We start from the raw sequence: 26,347 nt of genomic DNA on the forward strand, positions 1-26,347 counted from the left end.
TTTTTTCGACGGAATGGCTGCAGGCTACAACGTCGTAGCCTGGCCAGAAAGCAGCAAGATCAATAGGATGCACGGTGACAGCAGGGGGCAGGCGTTGGTGTGTTTGGCGACTGCCAATTTACCTGCTTCCCTGTCTGTCAATCCGCTCCTCCCCACGATCCCGCGAAGAACCGAATTTTAACGCACTGCTAGAAACAACCGCCTGGTCGTTTGTTTTAAAAAAAACTATAATGATAAGGAATACGACCGAAAGAACACCTCGTCGACCAGCCGCTAAGACCCGGATGCATACACGATTAACGGAGATGCCGTGGGTTTTATCAACTTGCGAGAAAGAAAGCTGATGGCGGGCGTGAGCCACATACCCAGTGCAAGGGTGAACGCACATGCCAAGCAATAGGCTGCACTGGCCCTTCGGCGAATCGAACACCAACAAACCTCTTCTGCACCGTGTTCTGAACGTTGGTGTCGACAGGCGTAATACGAGGTGCGCACAGCCATCAAGGCCCCGCTCGATTGCGGCAGATCATCGAAGTGCCGAATTACTGCATGCGCGCTCATCGGTTCCAAAGCGAGCGCCGCCACCAGCACGTCGCTGCACATGGACGCCTACCGCTCTACAACCAGACCCCATTAGGCCCGATACCCGTACGGAACGTGACCATGCCTCCAGCTTCTCTCTTGTTTCCTGAGCTCAGATTGCGCACTGCCTCGCTTGCACTGAGCGCCGTCGCACTAACCGGCTGCATGTCGCTCGCTCCCACTCCTAATACGCCACCGCTGCCAGCACCCGAGGTTTGGCCTAGTCATATTGATTCGAGCACAGACGGCGCCCATGCGGGAGAACTGGCCTGGCAGGCGTACTTCACGGATCCCTTGCTGCAACGCCTTATCGAGACTGCGCTGGAGAACAACCGCGATCTGCGCCTGGCCGCGCTGCGTGTCGAGGAAGCCAGCGCCGCATTCCGCATTCAGCGCTCGGATCGATTTCCTGCCGTGGGCGTGGGTGCCCAGGGTGGACGCGCCCGCGTCCCTGGCGATCTGAACATGTCGGGCAGATCGCAGGTGGGTGGCGAGTATCGGGCTGAGGTGGGTTTAAGCACTTGGGAGTTGGATCTGTGGGGCCGAGTGCGTAATCTGGAAGACGCCGCCCTGCAAACCTGGCTGGCTACCGATGCAGCGCGCCGGGCTGTCCACCTAGCGTTGATCGCCCAGGTGGCGGACGGTTATCTTGGCTTGCGCGAGATCGACGAGCGCGTGGCTATCGCGCGGCAAACCGTGACAACCCGCGAGGAGTCCTATCGCATTTTCCGGCGTCGTGTCGAAGTCGGCTCGACCTCGACGCTGGATCTCACCCAAGTCCAGACCCTCCTGAACCAGGCTCAGGCGCTGCTGACCCAGCTTGAGCAAGCTCGCGCCACGCAACTGCACGCGTTGGCGCTGCTGGTGGGCGCCGATCCTGGCCCGCTGCCCGCTAAGGCACCCTTCGATGAAACGACGGTGCTGGCCGAACTTCGGGCTGGTTTGCCCTCGGAGCTGCTGGTCAGTCGTCCGGACATCATTTCCGCGGAACACCAGTTGCGTGCTGGCGATGCCAACATCGGGGCGGCCCGTGCAGCGTTCCTACCGCGCATCGCGCTGACCGGCAGCTTCGGCACGGCCAGCAGCGATCTCGATGGCCTGTTCGATTCAGGTAGTCGTGCCTGGACCTTCATGCCCACGTTGTCGCTGCCCATCTTCGATGGCGGCCGGCGGCGCGCCAACCTGGAACTGAGCGAAGTGCGTCGCGATATCGCCGTGGCCGGATACGAGAAGACCATTCAAACAGCCTTTCGCGAGGTAGCTGATGCCCTGAGCGCCAAGTACTGGTTGGCTGAACAGTTGACGATCCAGGGAGACAACCTTGAAACGCAAAGCGAACGCGCACGGCTGGCCCAATTGCGCTATGACAACGGCTCGGCTGCTTTCCTAGAGGTGCTGGACGCCCAACGCGATCTGCTGGGTGCCCAGCAACAAATGGTACAGGCGCGCCGCGCGCTGCTGTCCAGCCAGGTAGCGCTGTATGCCGCGCTCGGCGGCGGCACCCTCGCCGCATCCAACGAGGTAGACGGTGCAACCTCGACTCCCGCCTCCATCCCATCAACCCGCTAAGGCACGCCGAACCCATGACCTTCTCACCCTCTCTCAAGAAAAAACTCCTGGTCGTTGCCGCTGCAGCGGCTGTCGTCGCGCTGGCCTGGTGGGGCTGGACGAAGTTTGCCGACAGCGGACCCGGCGAAGGCTTTGTCAGCGGTAACGGCCGAATCGAAGCCACCGAAATCGACATCGCTACCAAGCTTCCCGGACGTATCGAAGACATCCTGGTACGTGAAGGCGATTTCGTCACAGCTGGCCAGCCATTGGCCAGGATGCAACTAGAAACGCTTGAGGCGCAGCGCGACGAAGCCTTCGCCATGCGTCAACAGGTCGAGCACGCGGTGACCGCAGCGCAGGCACAGGTCGCATTGCGCGAAGCCGACGTTGCTGCGGCGCAGGCACTCGTCGGTCAGCGCGAGTCGGAGCTCGACGCCGCACAGCGGCGTCTGGCACGTTCGGAGACACTGTCCCGAGAGGGCGCCGCCTCGATACAGGAGCTGGACGATGACCGGGCGCGCGTACGGGGCGCACAGGCAACGCTCGCGGCCAGCAGAGCGCAGACTGCCGCTGCCCGCGCCGCAGTCGAGGCAGCCAAAGCACAACTGGTCGGCGCCCGCTCCAGCGTGACCGCCGCCACGGCCAGCATCATTCGCATCGAAGCCGACATCCGCGACAGCGAACTGCGCTCGCCGCGTGACGGTCGGGTGCAGGTGCGGGTGGCGCAACCCGGCGAGGTGCTGGGATCGGGCGGACGCGTCCTGAATCTTATCGACCTGTCGGACGTCTACATCACCTTCTTCCTGCCCGAGACCGTGGCCGGCCGCGTCGCGCTGGGTTCCGAGGTCCGCATCATTCTGGATGCCGCGCCGGAGTATGTGATACCAGCCACTGTTTCCTTCGTCGCCAGCGCGGCGCAGTTCACCCCCAAAACGGTCGAAACCGCCAGCGAGCGGCAGAAACTGATGTTTCGCGTGCGCGCGCAGATTTCGCAGGAGTTGCTGCGTGAGCACCTCAATCAGGTCAAGACCGGGTTGCCCGGCGTGGCCTGGATCAAACTCGACGCCAATGCCGAGTGGCCTCAAAACCTCTCCGTTCGCGTGCCGGAGTAAGGTATGAGCCACAGTGCGAGTGCGCAGCCCACGACCGTTGCAAGCGTCCGTCAGGTGCGCTTGCGTTACGGCGACGTCATCGCCCTGGATGGCATCGATCTGGACATTCCCGCCGGACGGATGGTCGGCCTGATCGGCCCCGACGGCGTGGGCAAATCCAGTCTGCTCTCATTGCTGGCGGGTGTGCGCATCATCCAGGAGGGCACGGTCGAGGTGCTGGGTGGCGACATGGCCAGCAAGGCCCATCGCAATAAAGTGTGCCCGCGCATCGCCTACATGCCGCAGGGACTGGGCAAAAACCTGTATCCGACGCTCTCGGTCGAGGAGAATCTGCAGTTCTTCGCGCGCCTGTTCGGTCATGGCGCCGCAGAGCGCCGCCAGCGGATCGATGAGCTCACCCAGGCCACTGGCCTGTTCAAATTCCTGGAGCGCCCGGCAGGCAAGCTGTCCGGGGGCATGAAGCAAAAACTCGGCCTGTGCTGCGCGCTGATTCATGACCCGGATTTTCTGATTCTCGATGAGCCGACGACTGGCGTGGACCCGCTGGCGCGCGCGCAGTTCTGGGATCTGATTGACCGTATCCGCGCCGATCGCCCCGGCATGAGCGTGATTGTGGCCACGGCCTACATGGATGAGGCCCAGCGCTTCGACTGGCTGGCCGCCATCGACGACGGCAAGGTCCTCGCCACCGGCACGCCGAAGGAATTGCTGGCAAGAACAGGCAGCCCGAACCTGGAAGAGGCATTCATCCGCCTGCTCCCGGAAGAGAAAAAGCGCGGACACCAAGCGGTAGTCATTCCCCCCTTGTCGGATGGCGGCGCGGACGATATCGCCATCGAGGCCGAGGGGCTGACCATGCGCTTTGGCGACTTCGTTGCCGTCGATAGCGTGTCCTTCCGCATCCGGCGCGGTGAAATCTTCGGCTTCCTCGGCTCCAACGGGTGCGGCAAGTCCACGACGATGAAGATGCTTACCGGCCTGTTGCCGGCGAGCGAGGGTCGGGCCTGGCTGTTCGGCCATGAAGTGAACCCGCATGATCTGGGCACCCGCCGCCGCGTCGGCTACATGTCCCAAGCGTTCTCGCTCTACAGCGAAATCACGGTACGCCAGAACCTGGAGTTGCACGCCAAGCTCTTCAGTGTGTCCCCGGAGGACATTCCTGCTCGCGTCGATGAGATGGTGGAGCGCTTCGGGCTGGTGGACGTCATCGACAGCCTGCCGGCCAGTCTGCCTCTGGGCATACGCCAACGCCTGTCGCTGGCGGTCGCCATGGTGCACAAGCCAGAACTGCTGATTCTGGACGAACCGACTTCGGGCGTCGACCCGGTGGCGCGCGATGCGTTCTGGCGACTGCTCATCGAGCTTTCGCGGCGTGACCGGGTGACGGTCTTCATTTCCACCCACTTCATGAACGAGGCAGAGCGCTGCGACCGCATGTCGATGATGCATGCGGGCAAGGTGCTCGACAGCGACGTGCCCGCCAGACTGGTCGAGAAGCGCGGCGCCAAAACCCTTGAAGAGGCCTTCATCGGCTACCTCGTCGAAGCCGAGGGCGGCACGGCGGCGCCGGCCAGCCAGCCCGGGGCCGCCGATCACGAGGAGCAACCATCGGCGGCGCCCGCTGAACACGGCGGGCACGGCTCTGGCGGTTTCAGTCTGCAGCGAATGTTCAGCTATCTGTGGCGCGAGACGCTGGAATTGCAGCGGGACCCGGTACGCGCCACGCTGGCGCTGGGCGGTTCGCTGCTGCTGATGTTCGTGATCGGCTTCGGCATCACCATGGACGTCGAGGACCTGAGCTATGCGGTGCTCGATCGCGACCAGACCACGCTTAGCCAGAACTACACGCTGAACTTGGCCGGATCGCGCTACTTCACCGAGCACGCGCCGATCATCGACTACGAGGACCTTGATCGACGCATGCGCAACGGCGAACTGTCGCTGGCCATTGAGATCCCCCCTGGCTTCTCTCGCGATGTGTTGCGAGGCCAGAACGTGCAGATAGGTGCCTGGATCGACGGCGCCATGCCGCAACGCGCGGAAACCGTCCAGGGCTACGTTCAGGGCATGCACCAGCACTGGCTGCTCGTACAGGCCAGCGAACGCAGCGGTGCCAGCGCCGCAGGAAATGCGAGCGTCGAGACACGCTTTCGCTACAACCCCGATGTCAAGAGCCTGCCGGCCATGGTGCCGGGGGTGATTCCCCTGTTGCTGCTCATGCTGCCGGCGATGCTGACCGCGCTGGCGGTGGTGCGCGAGAAGGAGACAGGCTCGATTACCAATCTGTACGTGACGCCGGTCACGCGCATCGAGTTCCTGCTTGGCAAGCAACTGCCCTATGTCGGTCTGGCCATGGTGAACTTCCTGCTGATGAGCCTGCTCGCGGTCACCGTCTTCGGTGTGCCGGTCACGGGCAGCTTCTTCACCCTGTCGCTGGCCGCGCTGATCTTCTCCTTCGCCGCGACAGGCATGGGGCTGCTGGCCTCGGCCGTCACGCGCAGCCAGATCGCCGCCATGTTCTTTGCCATGATCGGCACCATCATTCCGGCCACCCAGTTCGCCGGCCTGAGGGATCCCGTGTCCTCGCTTGAAGGCTCCAGCAAGTTCATCGGCGAGATCTACCCCGCCACGCACATGATCTCCATCAGCCGTGGCGTGTTCAACAAATCACTCGGCCTGGCCGACCTGACGGGGCCGCTGTGGTCGATGCTCATTTCGGTTCCGGTCATTCTCGGCGTGGCTGTTTTGCTACTCAAGAAGCAGGAGCGTTGAGATGCGCAGAAGAAACCTGGCCAACATCTACGACCTTGGTGTCAAGGAGCTGTGGAGTCTTTGGCGCGATCCGATGATGCTTGTGCTCATCGTCTATGTGTTCACCGCGTCGGTCTACACCAAGGCCACGTCCATGCCGGAGACGCTGCACAACGCGCCCATCGCCATCGTCGACGAGGATAATTCGGCGCTGTCCCAGCGGGTTGCCTCGGCCTTCTACCCCCCGCAGTTCACGCCACCGGCCATGATCGACTATGGGGACGTGGACCCGGGCATGGACGCGGGGCTGTACACCTTCGCTCTGGTCATTCCGCCCAACTTCCAGCGCGACGTGCTGGCGGGGCGATCGCCTGCCGTGCAGCTCAATGTCGACGCCACCCGCATGAGCCAGGCCTTCACCGGCAGTGGCTATATCCAGCAGATCTTCACCGGCGAAGTCAATGAGTTCGTCAAGCGTTACCGCGGCACCGACGCGCCACCCGTGGATCTGGCATTGCGCGCACGCTTCAACCCGGCACTGGACAAGGCCTGGTTCGGCTCGGTGGTGCAGATCATCAACCACATCACGCTGTTGTCCATCATCCTGACCGGCGCAGCGCTGATCCGGGAGCGCGAGCACGGCACCATCGAGCACCTGCTGGTGATGCCGGTTACACCCGCGCAGATCATGCTCTCCAAGGTCTGGTCGATGGCCCTGGTCGTGCTGATCGCCTCCTTCCTGTCCCTCAACCTCATGGTGCGCGGCATCCTGGGCGTGCCCATCGAGGGCTCCATTGTGTTGTTCTTCGCCGGCGCGGCCCTCAGCCTGTTCGCCACCACCTCCATGGGCATATTCATCGCCACGCTGGCGCGCAACATGCCGCAGTTCGGCATGCTGATGATGCTGACCATCATGCCGCTCCAGATGCTATCCGGCGGCGACACGCCCCGCGAAAGCATGCCCGAGATCGTGCAGAACATCATGCTGATCGCACCCACCACCCATTTCGTGGAACTGAGCCAGGCCATCCTTTACCGGGACGCGGGCCTGGAGACCGTGTGGCAGCCGTTCCTGGCGCTGGCCCTGATCGGCACGGTGCTGTTTTTCCTGTCATTGGCACGCTTTCGCAAAACCATCGGCCAGATGGCCTGATCGACTCGCTGCATGCATGCGGACAAAGGTCATCATGTCGATATCGAGCGGAGCAGGTGCTGGTCCGGTGAGCTGTCCAATAGCTGATCGATAATTGGAAATGGAACGACCTTCTCTGGCGTCATGGCAGCGCATATTGCCGCGCCCACATCTGCGGTATCGGTGTTTGCTCCCGCACTGGCATCGACTCTGATTCGAGCGCCGACCTGACGCCTGCCCCTTGGCCGTGTCCACGGCAACCTGAATGTGTCCTGAATGTTGTCCGGGCATTTTTGCCTTTGCTGATTGATCCACGTCAACTCCAGGCAGTTTAAAGCACTTTTAGAAACAAACGACTGAACGGTTGTTTTGTGCCTGTCTACCGTTGAGTCATACCGGCTTGCCGGCAGATCGATGTACCACTCGCTTCAAATCGCAGTCAGGCTCACGAAGAGGAAAGGCAACATGGCTGAAGAAAAAGCTTGCGCGCAGAACCTGGATGAGGATCTGACAAGCCGTTTCCCAACGGCTTACACCATCCTACTTTTGCTAATCGTCCTGATCGCTGCGCTGAGCTGGGTCATTCCCGCCGGACAGTATGAGCGGGTCATGAATGACGAGATCGGTCGTGAAGTGGCGGTGCCGGGTACTTACCAGACGGTCGAGTCCAGCCCCCAGGGCTTTATGGATGTCATGCTCGCGCCCACTGCGGGTTTCTATGACCCGGACAGCTATGCCGCCAACGCCGTGGATGTGGCGCTGTTCATACTGTTTCTCGGTGGTTTTCTGGGGGTGGTAAATGCCACTGGCGCGATCGATACCGGCATCCGCAGCGTAATGCAGCGACTGGAGGGCCGGGAGATCTGGATGATCCCGATCCTGATGACCCTGTTCGCCCTGGGCGGCACGACGTATGGCATGGCGGAAGAAACCCTGGCGTTCTATGCCATTCTGATCCCGATCATCATCGCCGCCGGCTACGATGCCGTGACCGGGGTTGCCGTGATCCTGATCGGCGCAGGCATTGGGGTCCTGGGCTCGACCATCAATCCCTTTGCCACAGTCATTGCTTCCAACGCGGGGCAAATTCCTTTTACCGACGGACTGGTATTGCGCCTGGTGCTATTGGTCGGCGGGTTGGTGATCTGTGCCGCCTACGTGATGCGCTATGCCAAACGGGTCAAGGCCGACCCTTCGCGTTCGGTCGTAGCCAAACAGCGCGATGCCCACCGAAAGTTATTTCTACAAGGCCATGATGATCTGGACGACGTCAAGCTGAGCCTGACCCAAAAACTGGTTCTGTTTATCTTCACCTTGACCTTCGGCGTCATGATCTGGGGTGTTTCCTCCCAGGGCTGGTGGATGGACAAGATGGGCGCACTGTTTCTTGGGGCTGCCATCGTCGTGGGCGTTGTTGCCCGTCTGGGTGAGAAGAGGTTGACCGGCAGCTTCGTCGATGGCGCCCGGGATCTGCTTGGCGTGGCTCTGGTCGTTGGCTTGGCGCGAGGCATCGTGGTCATCATGGAGCAGGGCATGATTGCCGACACGATTCTGCACAGCGCTGAAATGAGCCTGGGCGACATGTCGGAACTGGGTTTCATCAACCTGATCTTCTGGATCGAAACGGGCATGAGCTTCCTGGTGCCTTCTTCATCCGGCCTTGCCGTACTGTCGATGCCCATTCTTGCCCCCCTGGCGGACTTTGCAAATGTCAGCCGCGACCTGGTCGTGACTGCCTATCAGTCGGCCAACGGCCTGGTGAACCTGATCAACCCGACCTTCGCGGTGGTGATCGGCGGCCTGGCCATAGGCCGAGTTTCCTATGACCGCTGGCTGGTATTCATCTGGCCCTTGCTGGCGATCCTGACCGTGTTCATCACGCTGGTGATCAGCATCGGTGTCTTCCTGTAACTCCCTGATTGAAGAGGCTTTGCACATGACTGAACATACTCTTGGCGTTCATTCCGAGACAGGCGTCCTGCGACAGGTCATTGTTTGCCGACCTGGCCTTGCCCATCGCAGGCTGACGCCCAGCAATTGTGACGCCCTGTTGTTTGATGATGTGTTCTGGGTCAAGCAGGCGCAAAAGGACCATGACGTGTTCGCCAACCTGATGCGTGCCCGTGGGGTTGAGGTGCTGGACGTCAATGAACTGTTGGCCGAGACCCTCGATATCGCCGAAGCACGACGCTGGCTTCTGGATCACCGGATCAGCTGGAATCATATTGGCGTCGGTATGGTGTCTGACTTGCGGGCCTGGATGGATGAACTGCCGGGGCAGACCCTGGCAGAGTTTCTGATCGGTGGGTTGCAGGTAAGCGATCTGCCTTTCGATCCGAGCGGTTTGTTCGGCAACCACCTCGGGCCTTATGGCTTTGTGCTGCCGCCGTTGCCAAACTTCCTGTTTACCCGCGACAACAGTGCCTGGATCTACGGTGGCGTCACCCTTAACCCCATGTATTGGGCCGCACGCAAGCCGGAAACGCTGCTGACGGCGGCAATCTACCGGTTTCACCCAAAGTTTTCCGGCAAGGTCGAAGTGCTTTGGGGCGATCCGCTCAAGGATCACGCGCTGGCGACCCTGGAAGGCGGGGACATCATGCCAGTCGGTAATGACACCGTGCTGGTCGGCATGGGCGAGCGCTCATCCCCCCAGGCGATCGGGCAGATGGCCAACGCCCTGTTCGAACGCGGGACAGTGAGTCGCGTGGTGGCCTGTCAGATTCCCAAAAGCCGAGCGGCCATGCACCTGGATACGGTGTTCACCTTCTGCGGCGGTAATGTCGTTACCGCCTTCAAGGAAGTAGCCGATCAAATGATCTGTTACGACCTGCGGCCCGGCACGGGCGGCAAACACCTGACGTTCAGCCAGGACCCACGCCCCATGTTCGACGTGGTCGCGGAGGTGCTCGGCTATGAATCCCTAACCGTGATTCCCACCGGTGGTGATACACCCGCCGAACGTGAACGCGAGCAGTGGAATGATGGCAACAACGTGTTGGCCCTGAGTCCGGGGGTGGTCATTGCCTATGACCGTAATGACGACACCAACGCCGCTCTGGAAGCGGCCGGAGTCGAAGTGCTGAAAGTCCCCGGCGCAGAGCTTGGTAGGGGGCGCGGCGGTGGACGCTGCATGAGCTGCCCGACCATACGCGACGCAATCTGAATTTCAAGGAGCATCCAATGGCCTTTAATCTGAAAAGCCGACACTTCCTTACGTTGCGAGATTTCAGCCCGCGCGAAATTGGTTTTCTGCTCAAGCTGGCAGCCGACCTGAAAGCGGCCAAGTATGCCGGCACCGAAGTGCCGAAACTGTGTGGCAAGGAAATCGCCCTGATATTCGAAAAGGACTCCACCCGCACCCGGGTGGGCTTCGAGGTCGCGGCCTTTGATCAAGGTGCCAAAGTCACCTATCTCGGGCCGACCGGCACCCATATTGGTCATAAGGAATCGGTCAAGGACACCGCCCGGGTGCTGGGGCGAGTTTATGATGCCATTGAATACCGTGGCTTCGGCCAGGCCGTGGTCGAGGAGCTGGCCGAGCATGCTGGCGTGCCGGTCTACAACGGCTTGACGAATGAGTTCCACCCCACGCAGATCCTGGCCGACTTTCTAACCATGCAGGAACACGTGGAAAAGCCATTGCGTGAGGTGTCCTATGTCTTCATCGGCGATGCCGCCAACAACATGGGCGACAGCCTGCTGATTGGTGGCGCCAAAATGGGCATGGATGTACGTCTGTGTGCACCAGAGGTCTGCTGGCCGCACGATGATATCCAGCAGGAAGCCCAGCGGATCGCCAGCACCACTGGTGCCCGAATTACCATCACCGACGATATCGACAAGGCGGTCGCCGGTGTCGATTTCGTTTATACCGATGTCTGGGTGTCGATGGGCGAGCCCGACGAAAAATGGGCGGAGCGCATCAAGCTGCTGCTGCCCTATCAGGTCAATACCGCACTGATGGAAAAAACCGGCAACCCGCAGGTGCGTTTCATGCATTGCCTCCCGGCCTTCCACAACACCGAGACCACCATCGGCAAGGAGATACAGCAGAAGTTTGGCATCGATGCCATGGAAGTCACCGATGAGGTCTTCGAAAGCGCCGCCTCAATCGTCTTCGATCAGGCGGAAAACCGGATGCACACCATCAAGGCGGTCCTAGTCGCCACCCTGGGAGCCTGACATGCTGATAGTCGCAGCCCTGGGCGGCAACGCCCTCTTAAAGCGTGGTGAGCCTTTGACCGCGCGTACCCAGCGCGCCAATGTGCGGGTCGCCGCCCAAGGCCTGGCGGCTATTGTGCAGGCTGGCCATGACTTGGTCATTACCCATGGCAACGGCCCCCAGGTGGGTCTGCTGGCATTGCAGGGTGCCGCCTACAAGCCGGACGAAGCCTATCCCCTGGATGTGCTGGGGGCGGAAACCGAAGGCATGATCGGCTACGTCATCGAACAGGAACTGGAGAATGCGCTGAATCACGACCGGCCGGTGGCCACCTTGCTGACCCAGGTGGTGGTGGATCAGCACGACCCAGCGTTCGACAACCCGACCAAATTCATCGGGCCCGTGTATGAGCGGGCCGAGGCTCAATCCCGAGCCCAGGCAGCCGGCTGGCATATCGCCCAGGATGGCGACAAATGGCGCAGAGTGGTGCCGTCCCCCAGGCCGCTTGAGATCCCCGACCTGCAGGTGATCAAGTTGCTGTTGGAGCAGGGCGTGGTGGTGATCTGCGCAGGCGGCGGGGGCATCCCCATACTCCGCCGCGAAGACGGTAGTACGATAGGTATTGAAGCGGTCATTGATAAGGACGCGGCCAGCGCCCTGCTGGCGCGACAACTCCAAGCCGATGCCCTGCTGCTGCTGACCGATGTCGATGCGATCTATCGGGATTTCGGCAAAGACAGCGCAGCGGCGATCAGCAACCTGAGCGTGGAGGAGGGGTGTGCACTCGATCTGCCTGCCGGTTCCATGGGGCCCAAACTGGCCGCTGCAGCCGACTTTGCCGAATTCGGAGGATTCAGCGGCATCGGCAGATTGGAAGATGCGGTAGGTATTTTACAGGGCAGCGCCGGCACTAGAATCCGGGGACGTTTAAACTGAAAATAAGATATTCGAGTAGAAACTGAGCGAGGGCGATTTGCCTTCATTCTCCGGCCATTCCCTGACGCGCTGAAGAAGCAGGGATTCCCTCAGCAGCGCGCTCAGGGAATCAATTGCGATCCGGGTCGTCGTCAAGCGTCAACAGAATCGTCATCGACGAATACCTTCAACTCGAGCGGTGGCGCTTAGCCAATGTAAGGTCCCTCGACGAAGCCGGCATTTTCTTGGCTTAGGGGCACCGGCAGGTCTAGCACAGAGGTTAGGCTCTGGTGCGCAACGAATGCTGGCCGCACCTCACCACCCAGGCACACCCTCGCGGATCAACCGGGAAAAGTCCGTATCGTCACCTGCCCGCCGAGCCCGTTCGGTTATTCGTCCCCGCTGGCGCAACTCCTGTAGGCTGAAACTCTGCTCCAAACCGCCGACATCCTGGAGATATCCGGGTAGATAGCCTGTGAGCAGCAGTCTGTAATCAAACGGCAATCCGCTGACTATTTGCCGCATCATATCGAAGACGATAGTGGTGCAGTTGGCAGTAACGGTATTGTAGAACCGCGCTGTTTTGTTCAATTGGTTGGCCTGTTCGAGATAGGACAGGAACAGCTCGCGCATTGCGTCCGGAGGCATATTCACCCGGTAGAGATAGACATCCTCGCCGCGGACGTTTGTGCGCACCCGCAGCGCATCCCTCTCGTCCGTAGCCACGATACTGAGCTCGAACTGCTTGAAGAACCCACCGATCTCGGAATAGCGTTCGCCGCGCTCCTTACGGATCTCCACGGTGAACACAAGGAACCGGCCGTCATCGAAACCGAATGACACCAGTACGTGTGCGATCGCCGGCATGCCCCAGTAGGAAGTCGCCAGATCGATCGAGGCCAGCCGGTCCAGATCATAGCGGCGTGTTTCCCAGCGAGCATCATAGTCCTCGTCGCTACGCCAGTCGAAATTGCGCACGTTGTGCAAGGTTACCTGACTGCCGTCCGCACGCCCGTAGGTCATTTTTATCAGATCGTCGGTCCAGACCCGATGGTTCGAGGGTTCCAAGGAGCTCCACCAGACCTGCAATAGCGCAAACAGGGACAGATAGCCGCAGATCGCTATCCAGGGCCGCAGCCGCCAGAGCGCGATGAGCAGCGTCGAGGCAAGGAGGCACCACAGAGCAATCGACGCGCTCTTGCCCGCTGCGGTCATCGGCAACTGGTACCACAACGCCATGGCGCCCCAGGCTGTAGCCAGCAGCATTGCTAGCGAAGCCAGTATCCGCGGATAAAAACGCCAGGTCATGGCGCCGGTCTTGCGAACCGGTCGCCGTCTGCCTGCTGTAGATGAACGTGCAGGATGCGGCGAATTTCCATGATGGCTTCGGGAGTCTCCTGCACACTATGGCCGAAAGGAATTACGATTTCCGACTCCGCCCCAGCCAGATGAGAGCTGGAATACGGCACCACACCATCGCTGGAATCCAGCAGTGACAGCGCGGGGGTGTAGTTGCCGATGATCGAGTGGTAGCGGACCATAGGCGAGATGGGCAGCTCAGCACTCAGCCTGACGAAAGGATCGTTGCTGCTGAGGTTATCGATGCTGTTGACTGGCCGGGTCAGCACCTCGGCATCGGCCGAATCCGGGACGACCAGTAACTGCGCGACGTCTGTGATCCGCCCGAGCACCGAGACCGGCAGCTTGACCAGGCCCGCAGCCCAGCGCGAAATGCGGTTCTCGGCGAAAGGCGTGCCGCGGTGAGGCGCCGCGACGAAAATCGCACGGCTGACGTCGGGCAAGGGCTCAAACCTCACATAGGGGCCGACCTCCTTCTGCACCCGCTCGAGCCTGCGCCCATGGAGCGGATACCTCTCCAGCAGGGCGTCCCACAGTCGATCCCCGGAAGACGACAGCATCAGCCGCGACAGCACCCCACCCATGCTGTGCCCAATCACCACCATATCCCGAGAGGCCTGGGCCGTTCCGCTCGGATCGAAGTGCTCAAGGGTCTGTTCAATGGCCGTACGGATCGCTTTGTTGTTGAATGCCAACGGCGCGTTGGTCGGGTAATACACCTGCCAGATTTGGTAGTGCTGCCGCAAGGTTTCGTCACCCAACACCTCGTTGGCGACATTGATCCAGGCTTCCGGACTGCTGGCCAGGCCATGGAGCATGACAATGATTCGGCGATTCGGATCATAGGGCTGCATCAGATAGACATGCGGCTTTTCCAGTACCTCGCCCCTGCCCACCAAGGTCAGCAACGACTGGGTAGCAAATCCCGAACGGGCCAGCCAGAGCCCGTAGCCAGATGTGAAGCTGCCCGCCAGTGGGATCTCGCGCCCGGCTAGCGAGATGCTATTCTGGCGAAAAGGGTCGTAACCGACGATATGTACCTTTTGCGTGCTCAGAACCTCGTCCAGGGTTGTCCCCGGAAAACTCACCACCGCGGTGACGGCGGGAAACGGCGTCTCGCTCCAGGCCAGTTCCGCGCTGTCCTTCGTCACGACCCGGCGGTCTGTCATCGCGACCAATTCGGCCCCCAGACCGTCGCGTCGATACTGGTTTCGTAAGCCCTTGAATGAAAGAGAAGCAGCCGGTATCAACGCCTTCGGCAGGTCTCGGCCGCCGGCTAGGCGAACATCGCCAACCGTACCCTGAATCTGCCAACGACCGTTCTGCATCACGAAGACGCCCTTGCCTTCGCCAGTCTCCGGCGGATTGCCCCGATAACGCTCAAACAGTCCGGTCAACGCCTGTTGCACAGAGAAATTGTAATAATCGCGAACCTGGGTCTGGCGGTCGTCCAAGGCCCTCTGCCCCAATGTGCGCTCGGTCATGAATAGATAAGCGTAGGCGTGCCGGGCACTTTCCAGATACGCATCCAGCATGGCGTCGGTCTGTGCATCACTATGGTCCAATCGATCCAACCGCAACGCCTCCTGCAGCCAGAGCTCGGCCAATACCGACAGGCGCTGCTCGTCACCTAAAGCCTTCGACTTGCCCAGCGTTCGAAGGCAGACTTCAGCGGCTGCCGTACATTCGTCCCGGTCGATACCAACCACCTGCAGCGCGGCACCCACCGAAGTGCTGAGTCGCCCCGTGCTCAGCACATCCCCGCGGCGCAGGGACATGTAGTCCCTGGTTTCAAGGGCGGATACCTTGACCCCGGCGCAGCCGCCCAGCATCAGGAGCAGAAGCAGGAGAAATGCCCCCTGCCACAACGTCCCGGCATAACGCCGCCCGCAAAGCAGAACTAGTTGAACATTCAAGCTAAGCGTCTTCGAAAATTTGGCCGAGGAAGCGTCCAACCGGAGCACGGATACCTCAATGCAGTCTGAGAGACTCGCGCCGGAACACCGAATTGGTTTATTCGCCAAAGACACGGTGCTCTCACGCTCCGCCAAAGGTGATGTACATCTTGTATCCCAGCACCGACATCACACCGACGATGCCCAACCCGATCAATGCAGCCCCCCAATCCCTTTCGCGCGCGGCAAACCCGACCGTCATCGTCAGAAACGCCACCAGCAAAATGAAAAGCATCACGTTCAATTCGTCCATTACCAATTCTTCCTAATGGGGCGGTTTACTTGGGTGGGTACACCTCGCATATGAATTACAACCAAGTCGAGAGCGTGATCGAACCGAAATGGTCGTGTTCCTGCTGCCCATTGAACTCGCGAGTGCGCCAGACGCTGGCGAATGCCAGTTGCCAGCGGCTCCACGTCAGTGCGATGCCAAGCTTGGCATCGCCGACCTGGTCGCGGCGATCCACCGAATGACTGTCCTCAAAGGTGTTGCCGTCAAGTAGCATGTTCTGCGCCATATAGCGGCCCTCGAGATTGGCAAAGCCGTACCACCCAAACCCGCTACCCGGGCGGAAGTACTGGCTACCGCTTTGCCCTGGCGTAACCGAAGGAATGCTGAAGCTGCGCTGCAGGTTCTGTCCGAGCCTCGCCCCCACGCTCGCAGATGCATAGGTGTACAAATTTCCGAGCGAGAAGCCGAGGCTAGGGCCGTACTCCAGTTCCAGCCCGCCTATACGCTCCTGCAGCCACCAGCGGTGCTGGTAGGCGAGATTGACAAAGGCTTCGTTATCCAGCTGATGCTCCCAGCCATTGGGCTCGTCGCTTCCGGTGACCTTGTGCACGGCGCGCTGCAGCCGCTTGCCGCCTGCTGCCGGGCCGACGATACCGACGTCCAAGTGCAGTTCTTCGGCCGAACGCCAGCCCTCATGCTGAACGCCAGAAAACAGCGAAACCCCCGCGAACATCAGCCCGGCATATGGGCGATCGTCCCCTATCAGTCCATGGTTTTCGATTTCCTCGGGGGTATATATCTGGTGGCCGAAACGGTAGGCGACGTTGTCCACCGCGCTCTCCGACCACCCTGGGATGAGATCAGCAATACTACGAGTCCAGTGATTCTGTTCAGGCTCGAAGCCCCAGATCACTTCAAGCCCGTTGCTGTAATGACCATCGCTTCCCGAGGAGATGATGTCGTTTTCCGCTTTGATCGACAGCGTATCGGCTTCCGCCGCAGCGCAAGCGACCAACAGCAGGGTCAGCAGTCCTGAGCGGAACTGGGTGCGATATTTCATTAATGATCCACCAGCACAGTGACGACTGCGTAAGCGAGCCTGACCGGATTGCGGTACACCGGAGTCGACAGCGAACCGGGCCTGGACGGACGGTTCAGGAGGCTCCCAATTCAGGTTGGGCTTCAAATACGGAGACTGGGTCATGCGAATCGATCTAGTCGTAAAGTTTGGCATGCTAACAAACTAGAATATTATGTCTAGTAATGCTGCACACCTCAGCGTCTTCCGCTAGCATTCAGAGCATGACCACAGAAATACCGCCCCTCACGCGTCCATCGAAAGCTGGCCGGACGCCACGCAAACCACTACAGGATCGCGGGCACGAGCGTGTCACCGCCATTCTGGATGCCTGCGCGAGAGTGTTGCAGCGTGACGGCGAAGCGGGCCTTACCATGCATCGTCTTGCCAAGGAGGCGGGCACCTCCATTGGCTCGCTTTATCACTTCTTTCCAGACAAACAGAGCGTCCTCGCCGCCCTCAATCAGCGTCACACCGACGCGCTGTGTACCATCACCAAGCGACTGGAGCAGATCGACGATCACGTCTGGAAGCGCCTTTCTACAGCGCAGATGGTGGAACGGCTCATCGTTCCCTTTCTTGAATACATTGCTCGTCACCGGGATATCCAGTTGCTGCTCAGCCCGACCCTAGGCGATCGGCAGCTTCATTCGCCAGCGCTTCGCGCCGCAGTGCGTTCCATCTACGAAAAGGTTCTCCACATGAGGTTGCCCGACGCAAGTGCCGAAGATTTGCGCGCCTATAGTGCGGTTCTGTTATCCATACCATCCGGGATGTTCCATTCGGCTCCAGAGACGGACGAAAGCCTGGAGCGGATCTGGCTACAGGAGATTCCGCGCGCCCTGATTGGCTATCTCAATGCGCTTGGGGACTGAAGCGAGAGCACCATCTCACCAGCAGAGGAAGACGCCGCAGATAGCGCGGACGGGTCTCCTGGCACCTCGGGCGCTCGCGGGCCACGGTCATTGGTGAGCGGCTCATTCCCCATGCTGGTGACGCCGACCTCGTCGGTCAGCCATTGTTCAAATAGCCGGCTTGCGGCTGGCCCTTCCCTCGCCGCGTAATAAACCAGACGTAGATCGCGGTCGACATCGATTGTAAGAGACGTATGGTCGAACACTACCAGCCCAATGTCCGGGATTCGCAAGTGCCGTACGCCCTGGCAAGGACCGTGGATGTCGTGCTGACGCCACCAGGTCCTGAATTCCGTATCGACTTTTTCCAGATCCGTGACCAGCGTGCCGATGTCCGGATCGAGCGGCGCCCTGACGAAGTCGCGGCGGAAACTTGAAAGGATCTGCAGTGCCTGATCGTCCCAAGGATCAAACAGGGTCCGAATTGTAGGTGCGGTGAACAGCAGCCAGAGCAGATTGCGGCGCTCGACTGGAAAACTAGAGAAGCCGAACACCCTGTCGGCCGCCGCATTCCAGGCGAGTACGCCCCAGCGCAGGTTCAAAACATACGCTGGGCGCATCGGCAGATCGGCTATCAATCTGTGAATCAGCGGCGGCACCACGCACCAAGTTTTACCAGGCTCCGGTGGCAATCGCTGGTGGGCCAATAGAAACAGATGGCGACGCTCTGTCGCATCCAGTTTGAGCGTCCTAGAGAGATTCTCGAGAAATGCTGCCGAAACGCCGATCTCCCGCCCCTGCTCGAGCCAGGTGTACCAGGACAAACCCACCCCAGCCAGAGCCGCGACCTCCTCACGTCGAAGTCCCGGCGTACGTCGCCTGCCGCCCGACGGAAGCCCCACTTCCTCGGGCGTAATGCGTTCACGATAGTGCCGCCTCAAGTTAAATTGAGACGGTCATGGACAAGTTGGCGAAAGCGTTAGGGGAACGCATCCGAGTGCAGAGGAAGGCCTGCCGGATTTCCCAGGATGCACTGGCGCTGGCGTGCAATATCGACCGCAGTTACGTAGGGCGAATAGAACGTGGCGAGGTCAACATCACCGTCGAGAAGCTGTATCGCATCGCAAGCGTGCTTGCATGCGATCCATGCGGCCTACTGCCTCAGATGTCAGAGCTGCAGCCCACCTGATCGACCGAGGGGCTCAAGACGGCTTGAGATTGAGAATGCTGTTTGTCGCTGGTCACATTACCCAGACTCCTAGCTAGCACTTTGCACAACGCTTGTGATGCTGTGGGGGGAAGCGTAAGTCTATCAATTATGCAGCCGAACCTGGCGCGACTTGTTCTGACGCTCAGCTAGTTCCAGCTCTCTCACGCGCGCCCATAGCTGAAGGTTCTGTGTAAGCACTCGATCACGCTGCGAACTGACCATCGCCAGCTCTTTTTCTAAAAGCACAACTTTATCTTCTAAACGTTTAATGCTTTTATCATTTGATGAGCCATTACCCTTGTTAGCCTCAGCACGACAAGCCTCGATCTTTGCGAGTATCGGCAAATGTGCTTTGCGAGACTTTTTCAGGTAACCACGGTCAAATCCAGCCTCAAGACTGACGATGCTCGCGGTAAGTTTGGATAGGTCTAGCCCTACATGCGCCGGCACAAAAGGCTCCCCATCCAGAAGACGCTGCAAAGCTTCCTCACAGGCGCCAATCCCTTTACTTACTCCGTCACCAGACTTCATGCCTAAAGCTCCACCGTGTCGACAAGGCGAGCCTTGAAAACCATTAGGCGCTCAATATCGCCCGCCACAATTTGATATTCGCCTGAGTCCTCTGCGTAGTTTGACAACTCATTTTTCGCATCCTCAATGGCCGCATTTAGCTTGGTGGGCTTGATGATCGCACCCTCGCAGGACAAACACTCGGTGTAGTCACCCAACAGAAAGGAATCGCAGCGGCCAACCTTGGTACAGCCACCCAGCAGCGTCGGGCGGTAGCTAATTGCACCATTTTTAACCCGCTGCTCGGTTTCAGAACGCATATCTTCAATATGAATCTCGCCCGCCTTGACTCGCTCTTTCTGCTTCTCCATGTAAGAGCCAGTGCCACCGAACAGCGGTTCATCATTCATCAGAAGATCAGCAATCAACTGGTTCGCCACCGACATGGGTATGGCCATCTGGTACTCGAAGGCGAAGTGATTGCTTGGCAACACAAAGTCTTTCTTCTTCTCATCGTAGTAGCCAAAAATGGTGCGAAGCTTCTCGTAGTTATTCGCATAATAGCGGGACATTTCAATCGTCATGTGCTTAAACTGCGTGCGTAGCGTCGGCAACGAGAGAAACCCACTGCTACTACCGTAAAAGGCCAGCGAGCGCCTAAACTGATGGCTAGTAAGCGACCATGACTGGCCGACTAAAAACTCAGGATCATTATAGAAATCCCGCGTGGGATCGCTCTGCGCCAGCTCTTGCAAGTCCTCCGACTGAATCGGCATCGCTCGCAAAGCACTGTTTTTTGTACGGTGAATATCAAAGTTTGCCACGCCAACCTCGGCACTCTTTCGCGTCATCCCCACGATGGACGGATTCAGAAACAGCGGGCAACAATCGTTAAGCTCGATTTTGTAGAACTTGGCTAGACCACGACAAATCGCTTGGGCCACCTCAACTGCCTTGACGACTTCCGCAGGTGCAAACCATGCCCCCTCTTTCTTGTATCCGGTAAACTTGGTGGTAGTCGAAAGAACATTTACCGCCTGCGGCTTATCACGCTCAACGCCTTGCTCATCGACAAGAGCTTGCCTAACGATTTGATTGGAAAGACAGTTATACGACATTCGCAGCACTTCTTGATCGCGCATTCCGGTATAAAGATGGATTACCGTCTTTACTACATACTGCATCTGAAGCAAGGCAGTTTGAAGGCTTCGCTTGTGCGCAAAGGCAAACTCACCAGAAAATACCGAAGTCAAACGGTGATCCTTGAGCGCTTGCGTAATATTGGGCCGATAATTCGCTCTGCCGCCAAGCCCAAGATTCCGCTGCACTGAATAAGAAATACCATAATACTCATCACCAAAGCACCCTATAAATGACTCGAGGCGCCCGACACCCTCATATAACTGATCGAGCAAATCACCGGCGAGATTAATTAGGTTTAAATAGATTCGCGTCGGAATTACGGGATGCTGGTTACTATCCGGCCTCTTCAGATCAAATTTATTTGGATTAACTACGACATAGCCCAACCGTTCTTCACCAACCCTAGCCAAGCCTCGCAGTACCCCTGCAAGAACTACCCGATCAAAAACTTTTTCACGTATAAACGCTGCCAGATAAACTGGAATGGTAAATAGTTGCTGCAAGGACAGCGTGCCAACCAGCGGCTTATGCTTCTGCTCAATGCAAAACTGCATGGCGCGACGCAGTACTAACCAATACTGGTTGAGCGTGGACACACTAAGCGTACCGAGTCGCCCGCCACCGGCAAAATAAATTAGGCAATACAGCATATACTTGGATTCCTCCATCAACGCTTGCTGCGCCTGGCCGCTTTCGTCGAACACCGTATCAAAGACTATTCGATTAACTTTTTTTGCACTCAGTCGATATGGGTTAAAGTCCCATACTGCTTCACCATATACTGCTGTGGCATTGCCACTTTCATCGCGGCAGAGCACGAAATCAGGATCGGGCTTACCATAGCGCTGCGAGGCATTATCTGGCCCGCTGCCGGTCGGAAACTGACTCCTGGAGAACAGACTGCCGACCGACTGGACAACCGCATTCAAAATATCACCCCCATTTTTTCATAACGGCTCAAGCGGGCTTCCCAGAACGCAGTAAGTTCACCGTATTTAAGTACCTTGACTCTGATCGCTTCGACCAAATGTTTCACCACATCGGAACGCTCGCCAAGCACATCAAGGATGAACTCAATTCGAATAGACAACTCTTTATACAATGCCTCAACATGTGTAGCATCGGACGCGGATTTACGCACCGCATTGATCACATACTGTAAACTCAGAAGTTTGTGTATATCTTCCTCATCGCTGTGACAGATATAGTGCTCGCAGTACAAGCAGCCGTATTGGGTGCGGCAATTCGGCTCGATTGCAACAGTACCAAAATCGTCTACAGGGATCGGCTGGTTGAACCCGTCACAATGCCCCGCCGCTGTTGCAATATCAGCTCCCATGGCCGCCTGGCTGCGCTCGCGCACGACATGGGCGGCATGGCGAATGGCCTGCCAAAACTGGCCGAACTCGGCTTCCAACTGCTCAGGTGTCGCATCCGCATAGGTCGAAAGATTCACCGCCTCGGTGTGATTCAAGGATACCGCAACGTCTGACGGTGACAGGCCAGCGGTATGCATTCCATTGCTCTTGTATTTGCGCATTTTGCGTGGCGACAGTCTCGGCACCTTCGGGTCGAGAAAGACCCCGCTGATGGAGCGATGGAGAGTTGTGATGGCCTGAGTTACATGAAGCTCGGAAAAAACTCTTTTTGAACTTCTCAATTGATTAAACTCAGGCATCGTAAAGAACAGATACTCATGTTTTACACCATCTAGAATCCACTCTCGAAGCTTGAGGTATTGCTTCAATAGCGGCAAACCCGTGTCCCGCCCAATGTTATAAATGGTCGACTTCCCGCCCGCCCGAAACTTCACAGCCGACAATTCTTTCCTAATCGGGGATTTCTCAACCTCCAGCGCATCCGAATAACTAAACTGTGCAAACTCAGTCGGCGTGGCCCCTGTAATCATCAAAAAAAGTGCTGCATAGGATTTCGCGGCGAGACCCGCGGCATTAAGCCGGTGCCAGTGGCGCGAATCTTCGTTAGCTGCCTGTAAATTAGCCCGTGTGCTCTCTAAAGTAAGCGCTACCTCCGATTTGAAGGGTCTTTTCCGAGCCAATCTGTCACAGGCCGCATAGTATTCTTCGGTCGTCGCAATGCGTCGCTCACCTGCATGATATGAAAGGGGAGATTCCTTGAATGGGCCAACGGCCCCGACACGCGATGGAAACAGTACAACCTCATAATCCCTGATTTTTACAACCCATGGATATGGCATGTTGTTCAGGACGAAGTCGCTGAGTTGTTGGGCAATGGCCAAACAAACGTCCCGGTACAAATCAACATGGGCTGGACTGGCTGCCGCAGACCCTCTTTCTCTTCTTATACTGACCGCACCAGCGAGAATATAGTGACTGCTTTCTGGATAGAGCAGCCCAATAATAGTGGCGACTTGAGACTGAGCATTGACAGCGCTAGCAGTCTTCCAGCGCTGATGGGCGATTTGACGATTAAGATGCGAGGTATAGTCTCGATACGCTCTCTGGGCATCGGTTTCACTGACAAAGACTTCGCGATAGCCATTTAAGTTTAGCCAGTCAATAAAATATTCGAGCAACCTAAATCTAACGAGAACAGTCGTATCACGCTGGCCGACGAAGGAATTCAGAACCCTTACAATAAATTCGCGACGGCTTTCAACAAAGGACTCCCTCACCACTGGCGTGCCGCGATCATCATTGACGCTTCCATTCTTACCCCGAACGGAATATGCCCAACTGCCAATATCCAGCGGTTTCTTCATCACCCTCGCAGAAATTTGCAAACGTAAACGCTCAGGTTCGGAAAATTCTTGAGCGACTTCACTCAGCATAATAACTTGCATATTAGCGCGATGCTCGAATCCTTGCCGGCTATTCATCTTGCATCTCTAGCTTCAATACGCTGTAGCCACCATTACTAAACAGTTTACTTTCCCATATCTCTTGAGCCACGACCTTTTGATGCGTCATTTTGAACAGTTTAAGATAATTCTCTGTGGTTTCCCTGAAGTCGTGGTGCAGCCGTCTCTGAACAAAGTCAATTACCTCTCCCGACTGCATCAGTCCTTTCTCCACCAGCACCTGCAATCGCTGGTATAGCTGGAAAGCGTAAGTCGCCCGCAGCCAGTGATACGAAAAATCCTTTGGAAATTCTCCAGAGATTTTTTGTACTAGCTTTTTTTTAATCGTTTCTGTTACCTGGCCTGATTGCGGCGACTTGACAATGGTATAACGCGGATCACTCTTGGCCATGTAGTAACAGTTCCCCTGATCGGAGAGAAACAAATACATATCGTCTTCATTGATTGTCAGGCCGGGATGCTCAGTTTCCATCCGAGCACGAAATTTTTGACGCCGCTTCTTCATCATTGGGCTTCTGGAAAGTGTGACCAGCTCCTCGGCAAGCTGCTGTGGAATATATAGTTGTTGCGGTTTATCGAACTTGGTATCAATACCTGTGCGCGGGCCAGCATGCAGTTTATACGCACCCTCCGGCAACAACTTATCCTCTGTAAAGTTCTTCAAATGCTTCAAGCGGATGGTCAAAACGGTTTGCTTGCGGGCGCCCGTCATTAGCGAAGTCAGCAGTATCAGCCTCTCAAGCGCAGTCCATTCTTTTTCGTTCCTGATGGCGCCCAAAAAAGCACCAAACTCACGATTGTAAAGCGGTCGAAGATCCTCGCCGTCTTCCCGTACGAACCCCAATGGCACTGAACTACTTGGCGGTGTGCGCCGTGTTTGGCTTCGCTTTTCAGCATCTATGACTTTCATGCCTTTTGGGCTCTGCACAATGAAACGCACTTGCTTAATAGTATCGACACGCTTCATGTCGAGGTCATACCAATGCTCGGAAACGTACTTATAAAAATGATATACAGCAGCGGTATATTGATTGATGACTTGATTGCTTCGACTACTTTCATTAATTAAATGATAGAAGTATTTGTAGGTCGGCCGAAGCGGAGGTCGAGCACCGGAGAAGTCGAGCCAATCCAGATTGTTATCTTCACAGAACAGGAGGTAATCCAGCAGTTTGCTGGCTCGGCGCCGAACGTCATCTGTGCGTCTACTTGCCGGTGCCTTATCTCGCATGAGGCTCAGCAAGTAGTCGTTCGCTTCGTGCCAAGGGTCGCCATTGGCAAAAACCAAAAATGGGAAATTGAACAGGTCACGGTCATTCCTGGAACCAACTTCATCTACCCTGTAAAGCGGGTTGCACTCAGCCCCCTCAAGCGCCGACTCAATCGAGCCGCTGGGCGCTTCACTGACGTGCAGAATGGCGAAGGCATCCCGCAAATTTGGGATGAGAATCAAGCGACCTTCGTGACGCGGATTGCTGTAGGACATTCGCCCCCCTGATTAATCAGTCAATCCTAAATGTTAGGCGTCAGTTTACAATCACTTTTCGTCAATGTTTCTTTTGTTAAGGATGGTCTGAAAAACACTTCCCGATCTGGTGAAATAGCTCACCAGTCCCTCTGGAGCTCTCTTGCATGAAGCAGCTGTCCTTCGCCGATGCCGAGTACGCCGGCAAGCGCAAACAGACCCGCCGTGAGCGCTTCCTGATCGAGATGGATCAGGTCGTGCCGTGGCAAGCGCTGATGGCGCTGATCGAGCCGTACTACCCGAGGGGCGAAGGTGGGCGCCCGGCCTATCCGCTGGCCGCCATGCTGCGTGTACACCTCATGCAGAACTGGTTTGGCTACAGCGATCCGGCGATGGAGGAAGCCCTCTACGAGGTGACGATCCTGCGCCATTTCGCCGGACTGCACCTGGATCGGATTCCGGACGAAACCACCATTCTTAACTTCCGCCGTCTGCTGGAAAGGCACGAACTGGCCAGCCAGATCCTGGCAGTCATCAATGGCTATCTGGGCGAGCGCGGTCTGCTGTTGCGCCAGGGCAGCATCGTCGACGCGACCATCATCCATGCGCCCAGCTCGACCAAGAACAAGGATGGCAAGCGTGATCCGGAGATGCACCAGACCAAGAAGGGCAACCAGTACTACTTCGGCATGAAGGCGCACATCGGCGTCGACGACGACTCGGGGCTGGTACACAGCGTCATCGGCACAGCGGCCAACGTGGCCGATGTCACGCAGGTCGACAAGCTGCTGCACGGCGAAGAGACATATGTCTGTGCTGATGCGGGTTATACCGGTGTCGAAAAGCGCTCCGAAAACGCGGGCCGCAAGGTTATCTGGTCGGTTGCCGCTCGTCGCAGCAGCTACAAGTCGCTCGGCAAGCGCAGCCTGCTTGGGCGTGTGATTCGCCAGATCGAGAAGACCAAGGCTCAGACGCGGGCCAAGGTCGAGCATCCATTCCGAGTAATCAAGCGCCAGTTTGGCTACACCAAAGTACGTTTCCGCGGGCTGGCGAAGAACACGGCCCAGTTGGTCACGCTGTTCGCCCTGTCGAATCTGTGGATGATGCGAAAGCGCTTACTTGCAGGAGAGGTGCGCGTGTAATGCGGGGGAAGCCCCCGGCAAATGCCCTTCGGGGGCAGGAAACTGAGTCCAAGGGGGATGAAATAGCCCGATTTTGGTCTGCCGACCAGGTCTGTCGCGAATGGTGAGGGCTATTTCAGACCTTCCTTAAGGGATTCAACCCAAGGATCCAACTTATGGAATACATGAGTTCAACATCGGTAGATCCTCCACCCAACTGGAACACCAGCGCGAGATGGCAGGCCTATTCAAGGATGGCACGCTGACGCCGACGGGGATGGCGAAGTCGATAGCATGGCGCGAGCGCTGGTCCGGATCAGGAGACTCCAGCCCTCCCGGATATCCGGAAGTTATTGAAGCCAAGCATGAC

At 57.9% G+C, this 26,347-nt stretch carries 20 protein-coding genes and 1 pseudogene; 12 read left to right on the forward strand and 9 right to left on the reverse strand.

What is annotated here, in order from left to right; all coding sequences use genetic code 11:
- The 9 genes from RA210_RS21850 to arcC form a co-directional block, all read left to right on the forward strand.
- Positions 1–181, forward strand: a 181-nt coding sequence (locus RA210_RS21850; RefSeq protein WP_236574778.1) for a hypothetical protein, incomplete at its 5' end; no start/stop codon positions are given.
- A 482-nt stretch (positions 182–663) separates the two neighbouring features.
- The gene (locus RA210_RS15700; RefSeq protein ID WP_201487238.1) at positions 664–2,151 is read left to right on the forward strand and encodes an efflux transporter outer membrane subunit; all 1,488 of its coding nucleotides are present in this window, start codon (positions 664–666) and stop codon (positions 2,149–2,151) included.
- A 14-nt stretch (positions 2,152–2,165) separates the two neighbouring features.
- Complete coding sequence (locus RA210_RS15705; RefSeq protein WP_201487239.1) at positions 2,166–3,245, forward strand: HlyD family secretion protein; 1,080 nt, start codon at positions 2,166–2,168, stop codon at positions 3,243–3,245.
- 3 nt (positions 3,246–3,248) lie between these two features.
- Positions 3,249–6,017: a ribosome-associated ATPase/putative transporter RbbA gene (gene rbbA / locus RA210_RS15710; protein ID WP_088137968.1), complete on the forward strand. Its 2,769-nt coding sequence runs from the start codon at positions 3,249–3,251 to the stop codon at positions 6,015–6,017.
- 1 nt (position 6,018) lies between these two features.
- Positions 6,019–7,149 (forward strand): ABC transporter permease, encoded by a 1,131-nt coding sequence (locus tag RA210_RS15715; RefSeq protein ID WP_088137969.1) that lies wholly within the window; start codon positions 6,019–6,021, stop codon positions 7,147–7,149.
- Between the two features lie 444 nt (positions 7,150–7,593).
- Entirely contained in the window at positions 7,594–9,039 is a 1,446-nt protein-coding gene (locus tag RA210_RS15720) for a YfcC family protein (protein WP_201487240.1), read from the forward strand.
- 25 nt (positions 9,040–9,064) lie between these two features.
- The gene (locus RA210_RS15725) at positions 9,065–10,294 is read left to right on the forward strand and encodes an arginine deiminase (protein WP_201487241.1); all 1,230 of its coding nucleotides are present in this window, start codon (positions 9,065–9,067) and stop codon (positions 10,292–10,294) included.
- A gap of 17 nt (positions 10,295–10,311) precedes the next feature.
- Entirely contained in the window at positions 10,312–11,313 is a 1,002-nt protein-coding gene (locus tag RA210_RS15730; protein ID WP_201487242.1) for an ornithine carbamoyltransferase, read from the forward strand.
- A gap of 1 nt (position 11,314) precedes the next feature.
- A complete protein-coding gene (gene arcC, locus RA210_RS15735) occupies positions 11,315–12,229 on the forward strand; it encodes a carbamate kinase (RefSeq protein ID WP_201487243.1) in 915 nt (304 codons plus the stop codon).
- A gap of 294 nt (positions 12,230–12,523) precedes the next feature.
- Here the strand turns inward: arcC and RA210_RS15740 are convergent, their stop codons facing one another.
- The 4 genes from RA210_RS15740 to RA210_RS15755 all read right to left on the reverse strand — a co-directional run bounded on the left by RA210_RS15740 (position 12,524) and on the right by RA210_RS15755 (position 16,814).
- On the reverse strand, positions 12,524–13,516 hold the full coding sequence (locus tag RA210_RS15740) for an Lnb N-terminal periplasmic domain-containing protein (protein WP_003289013.1): 993 nt from the start codon (positions 13,514–13,516) through the stop codon (positions 12,524–12,526).
- On the reverse strand, positions 13,513–15,483 hold the full coding sequence (locus RA210_RS15745) for an esterase/lipase family protein (protein ID WP_236574780.1): 1,971 nt from the start codon (positions 15,481–15,483) through the stop codon (positions 13,513–13,515). The genes RA210_RS15740 and RA210_RS15745 overlap by 4 nt, the downstream gene beginning before the upstream one ends.
- Positions 15,484–15,604: 121 nt before the next feature.
- Positions 15,605–15,775 carry a hypothetical protein gene (locus tag RA210_RS15750; protein ID WP_003289009.1) on the reverse strand — a complete coding sequence of 57 codons (171 nt, stop codon included), beginning with the start codon at positions 15,773–15,775 and terminating at the stop codon, positions 15,605–15,607.
- A 55-nt stretch (positions 15,776–15,830) separates the two neighbouring features.
- Positions 15,831–16,814 carry a lipid A deacylase LpxR family protein gene (locus RA210_RS15755; protein WP_201487244.1) on the reverse strand — a complete coding sequence of 328 codons (984 nt, stop codon included), beginning with the start codon at positions 16,812–16,814 and terminating at the stop codon, positions 15,831–15,833.
- A gap of 242 nt (positions 16,815–17,056) precedes the next feature.
- On the opposite strand from RA210_RS15755, the gene RA210_RS15760 reads away from it, so the two are divergent.
- Positions 17,057–17,707, forward strand: a complete 651-nt coding sequence (locus RA210_RS15760; RefSeq protein WP_036997704.1) for a TetR/AcrR family transcriptional regulator — start codon at positions 17,057–17,059, stop codon at positions 17,705–17,707.
- Positions 17,708–17,835: 128 nt separating this feature from the next.
- Here RA210_RS15760 and RA210_RS15765 read toward each other — a convergent pair.
- Positions 17,836–18,627 (reverse strand): annotated as a pseudogene (locus tag RA210_RS15765) (helix-turn-helix transcriptional regulator); the annotation flags it as partial.
- 17 nt (positions 18,628–18,644) lie between these two features.
- On the opposite strand from RA210_RS15765, the gene RA210_RS15770 reads away from it, so the two are divergent.
- Positions 18,645–18,875 (forward strand): helix-turn-helix domain-containing protein, encoded by a 231-nt coding sequence (locus RA210_RS15770; RefSeq protein ID WP_201487245.1) that lies wholly within the window; start codon positions 18,645–18,647, stop codon positions 18,873–18,875.
- A gap of 123 nt (positions 18,876–18,998) precedes the next feature.
- Here RA210_RS15770 and RA210_RS15775 read toward each other — a convergent pair whose 3' ends face one another.
- The 4 genes from RA210_RS15775 to RA210_RS15790 are packed head-to-tail and all read right to left on the reverse strand — an operon-like array spanning position 18,999 to position 24,877.
- Complete coding sequence (locus tag RA210_RS15775; protein ID WP_201487246.1) at positions 18,999–19,427, reverse strand: hypothetical protein; 429 nt, start codon at positions 19,425–19,427, stop codon at positions 18,999–19,001.
- Between the two features lie 2 nt (positions 19,428–19,429).
- The gene (locus tag RA210_RS15780; protein WP_201487247.1) at positions 19,430–21,478 is read right to left on the reverse strand and encodes an integrase; all 2,049 of its coding nucleotides are present in this window, start codon (positions 21,476–21,478) and stop codon (positions 19,430–19,432) included.
- Positions 21,475–23,409 (reverse strand): hypothetical protein, encoded by a 1,935-nt coding sequence (locus RA210_RS15785; protein WP_201487248.1) that lies wholly within the window; start codon positions 23,407–23,409, stop codon positions 21,475–21,477. The genes RA210_RS15780 and RA210_RS15785 overlap by 4 nt, the downstream gene beginning before the upstream one ends.
- Complete coding sequence (locus RA210_RS15790; RefSeq protein ID WP_201487249.1) at positions 23,402–24,877, reverse strand: site-specific integrase; 1,476 nt, start codon at positions 24,875–24,877, stop codon at positions 23,402–23,404. The genes RA210_RS15785 and RA210_RS15790 overlap by 8 nt, the downstream gene beginning before the upstream one ends.
- 146 nt (positions 24,878–25,023) lie before the next feature.
- On the opposite strand from RA210_RS15790, the gene RA210_RS15795 reads away from it, so the two are divergent.
- Positions 25,024–25,998 (forward strand): IS5 family transposase, encoded by a 975-nt coding sequence (locus RA210_RS15795; protein ID WP_201487250.1) that lies wholly within the window; start codon positions 25,024–25,026, stop codon positions 25,996–25,998.
- Positions 25,999–26,347 lie beyond the last annotated feature (349 nt).

This window comes from Pseudomonas sp. OF001 (assembly GCF_904426495.1).
Lineage (GTDB): Bacteria > Pseudomonadota > Gammaproteobacteria > Pseudomonadales > Pseudomonadaceae > Geopseudomonas.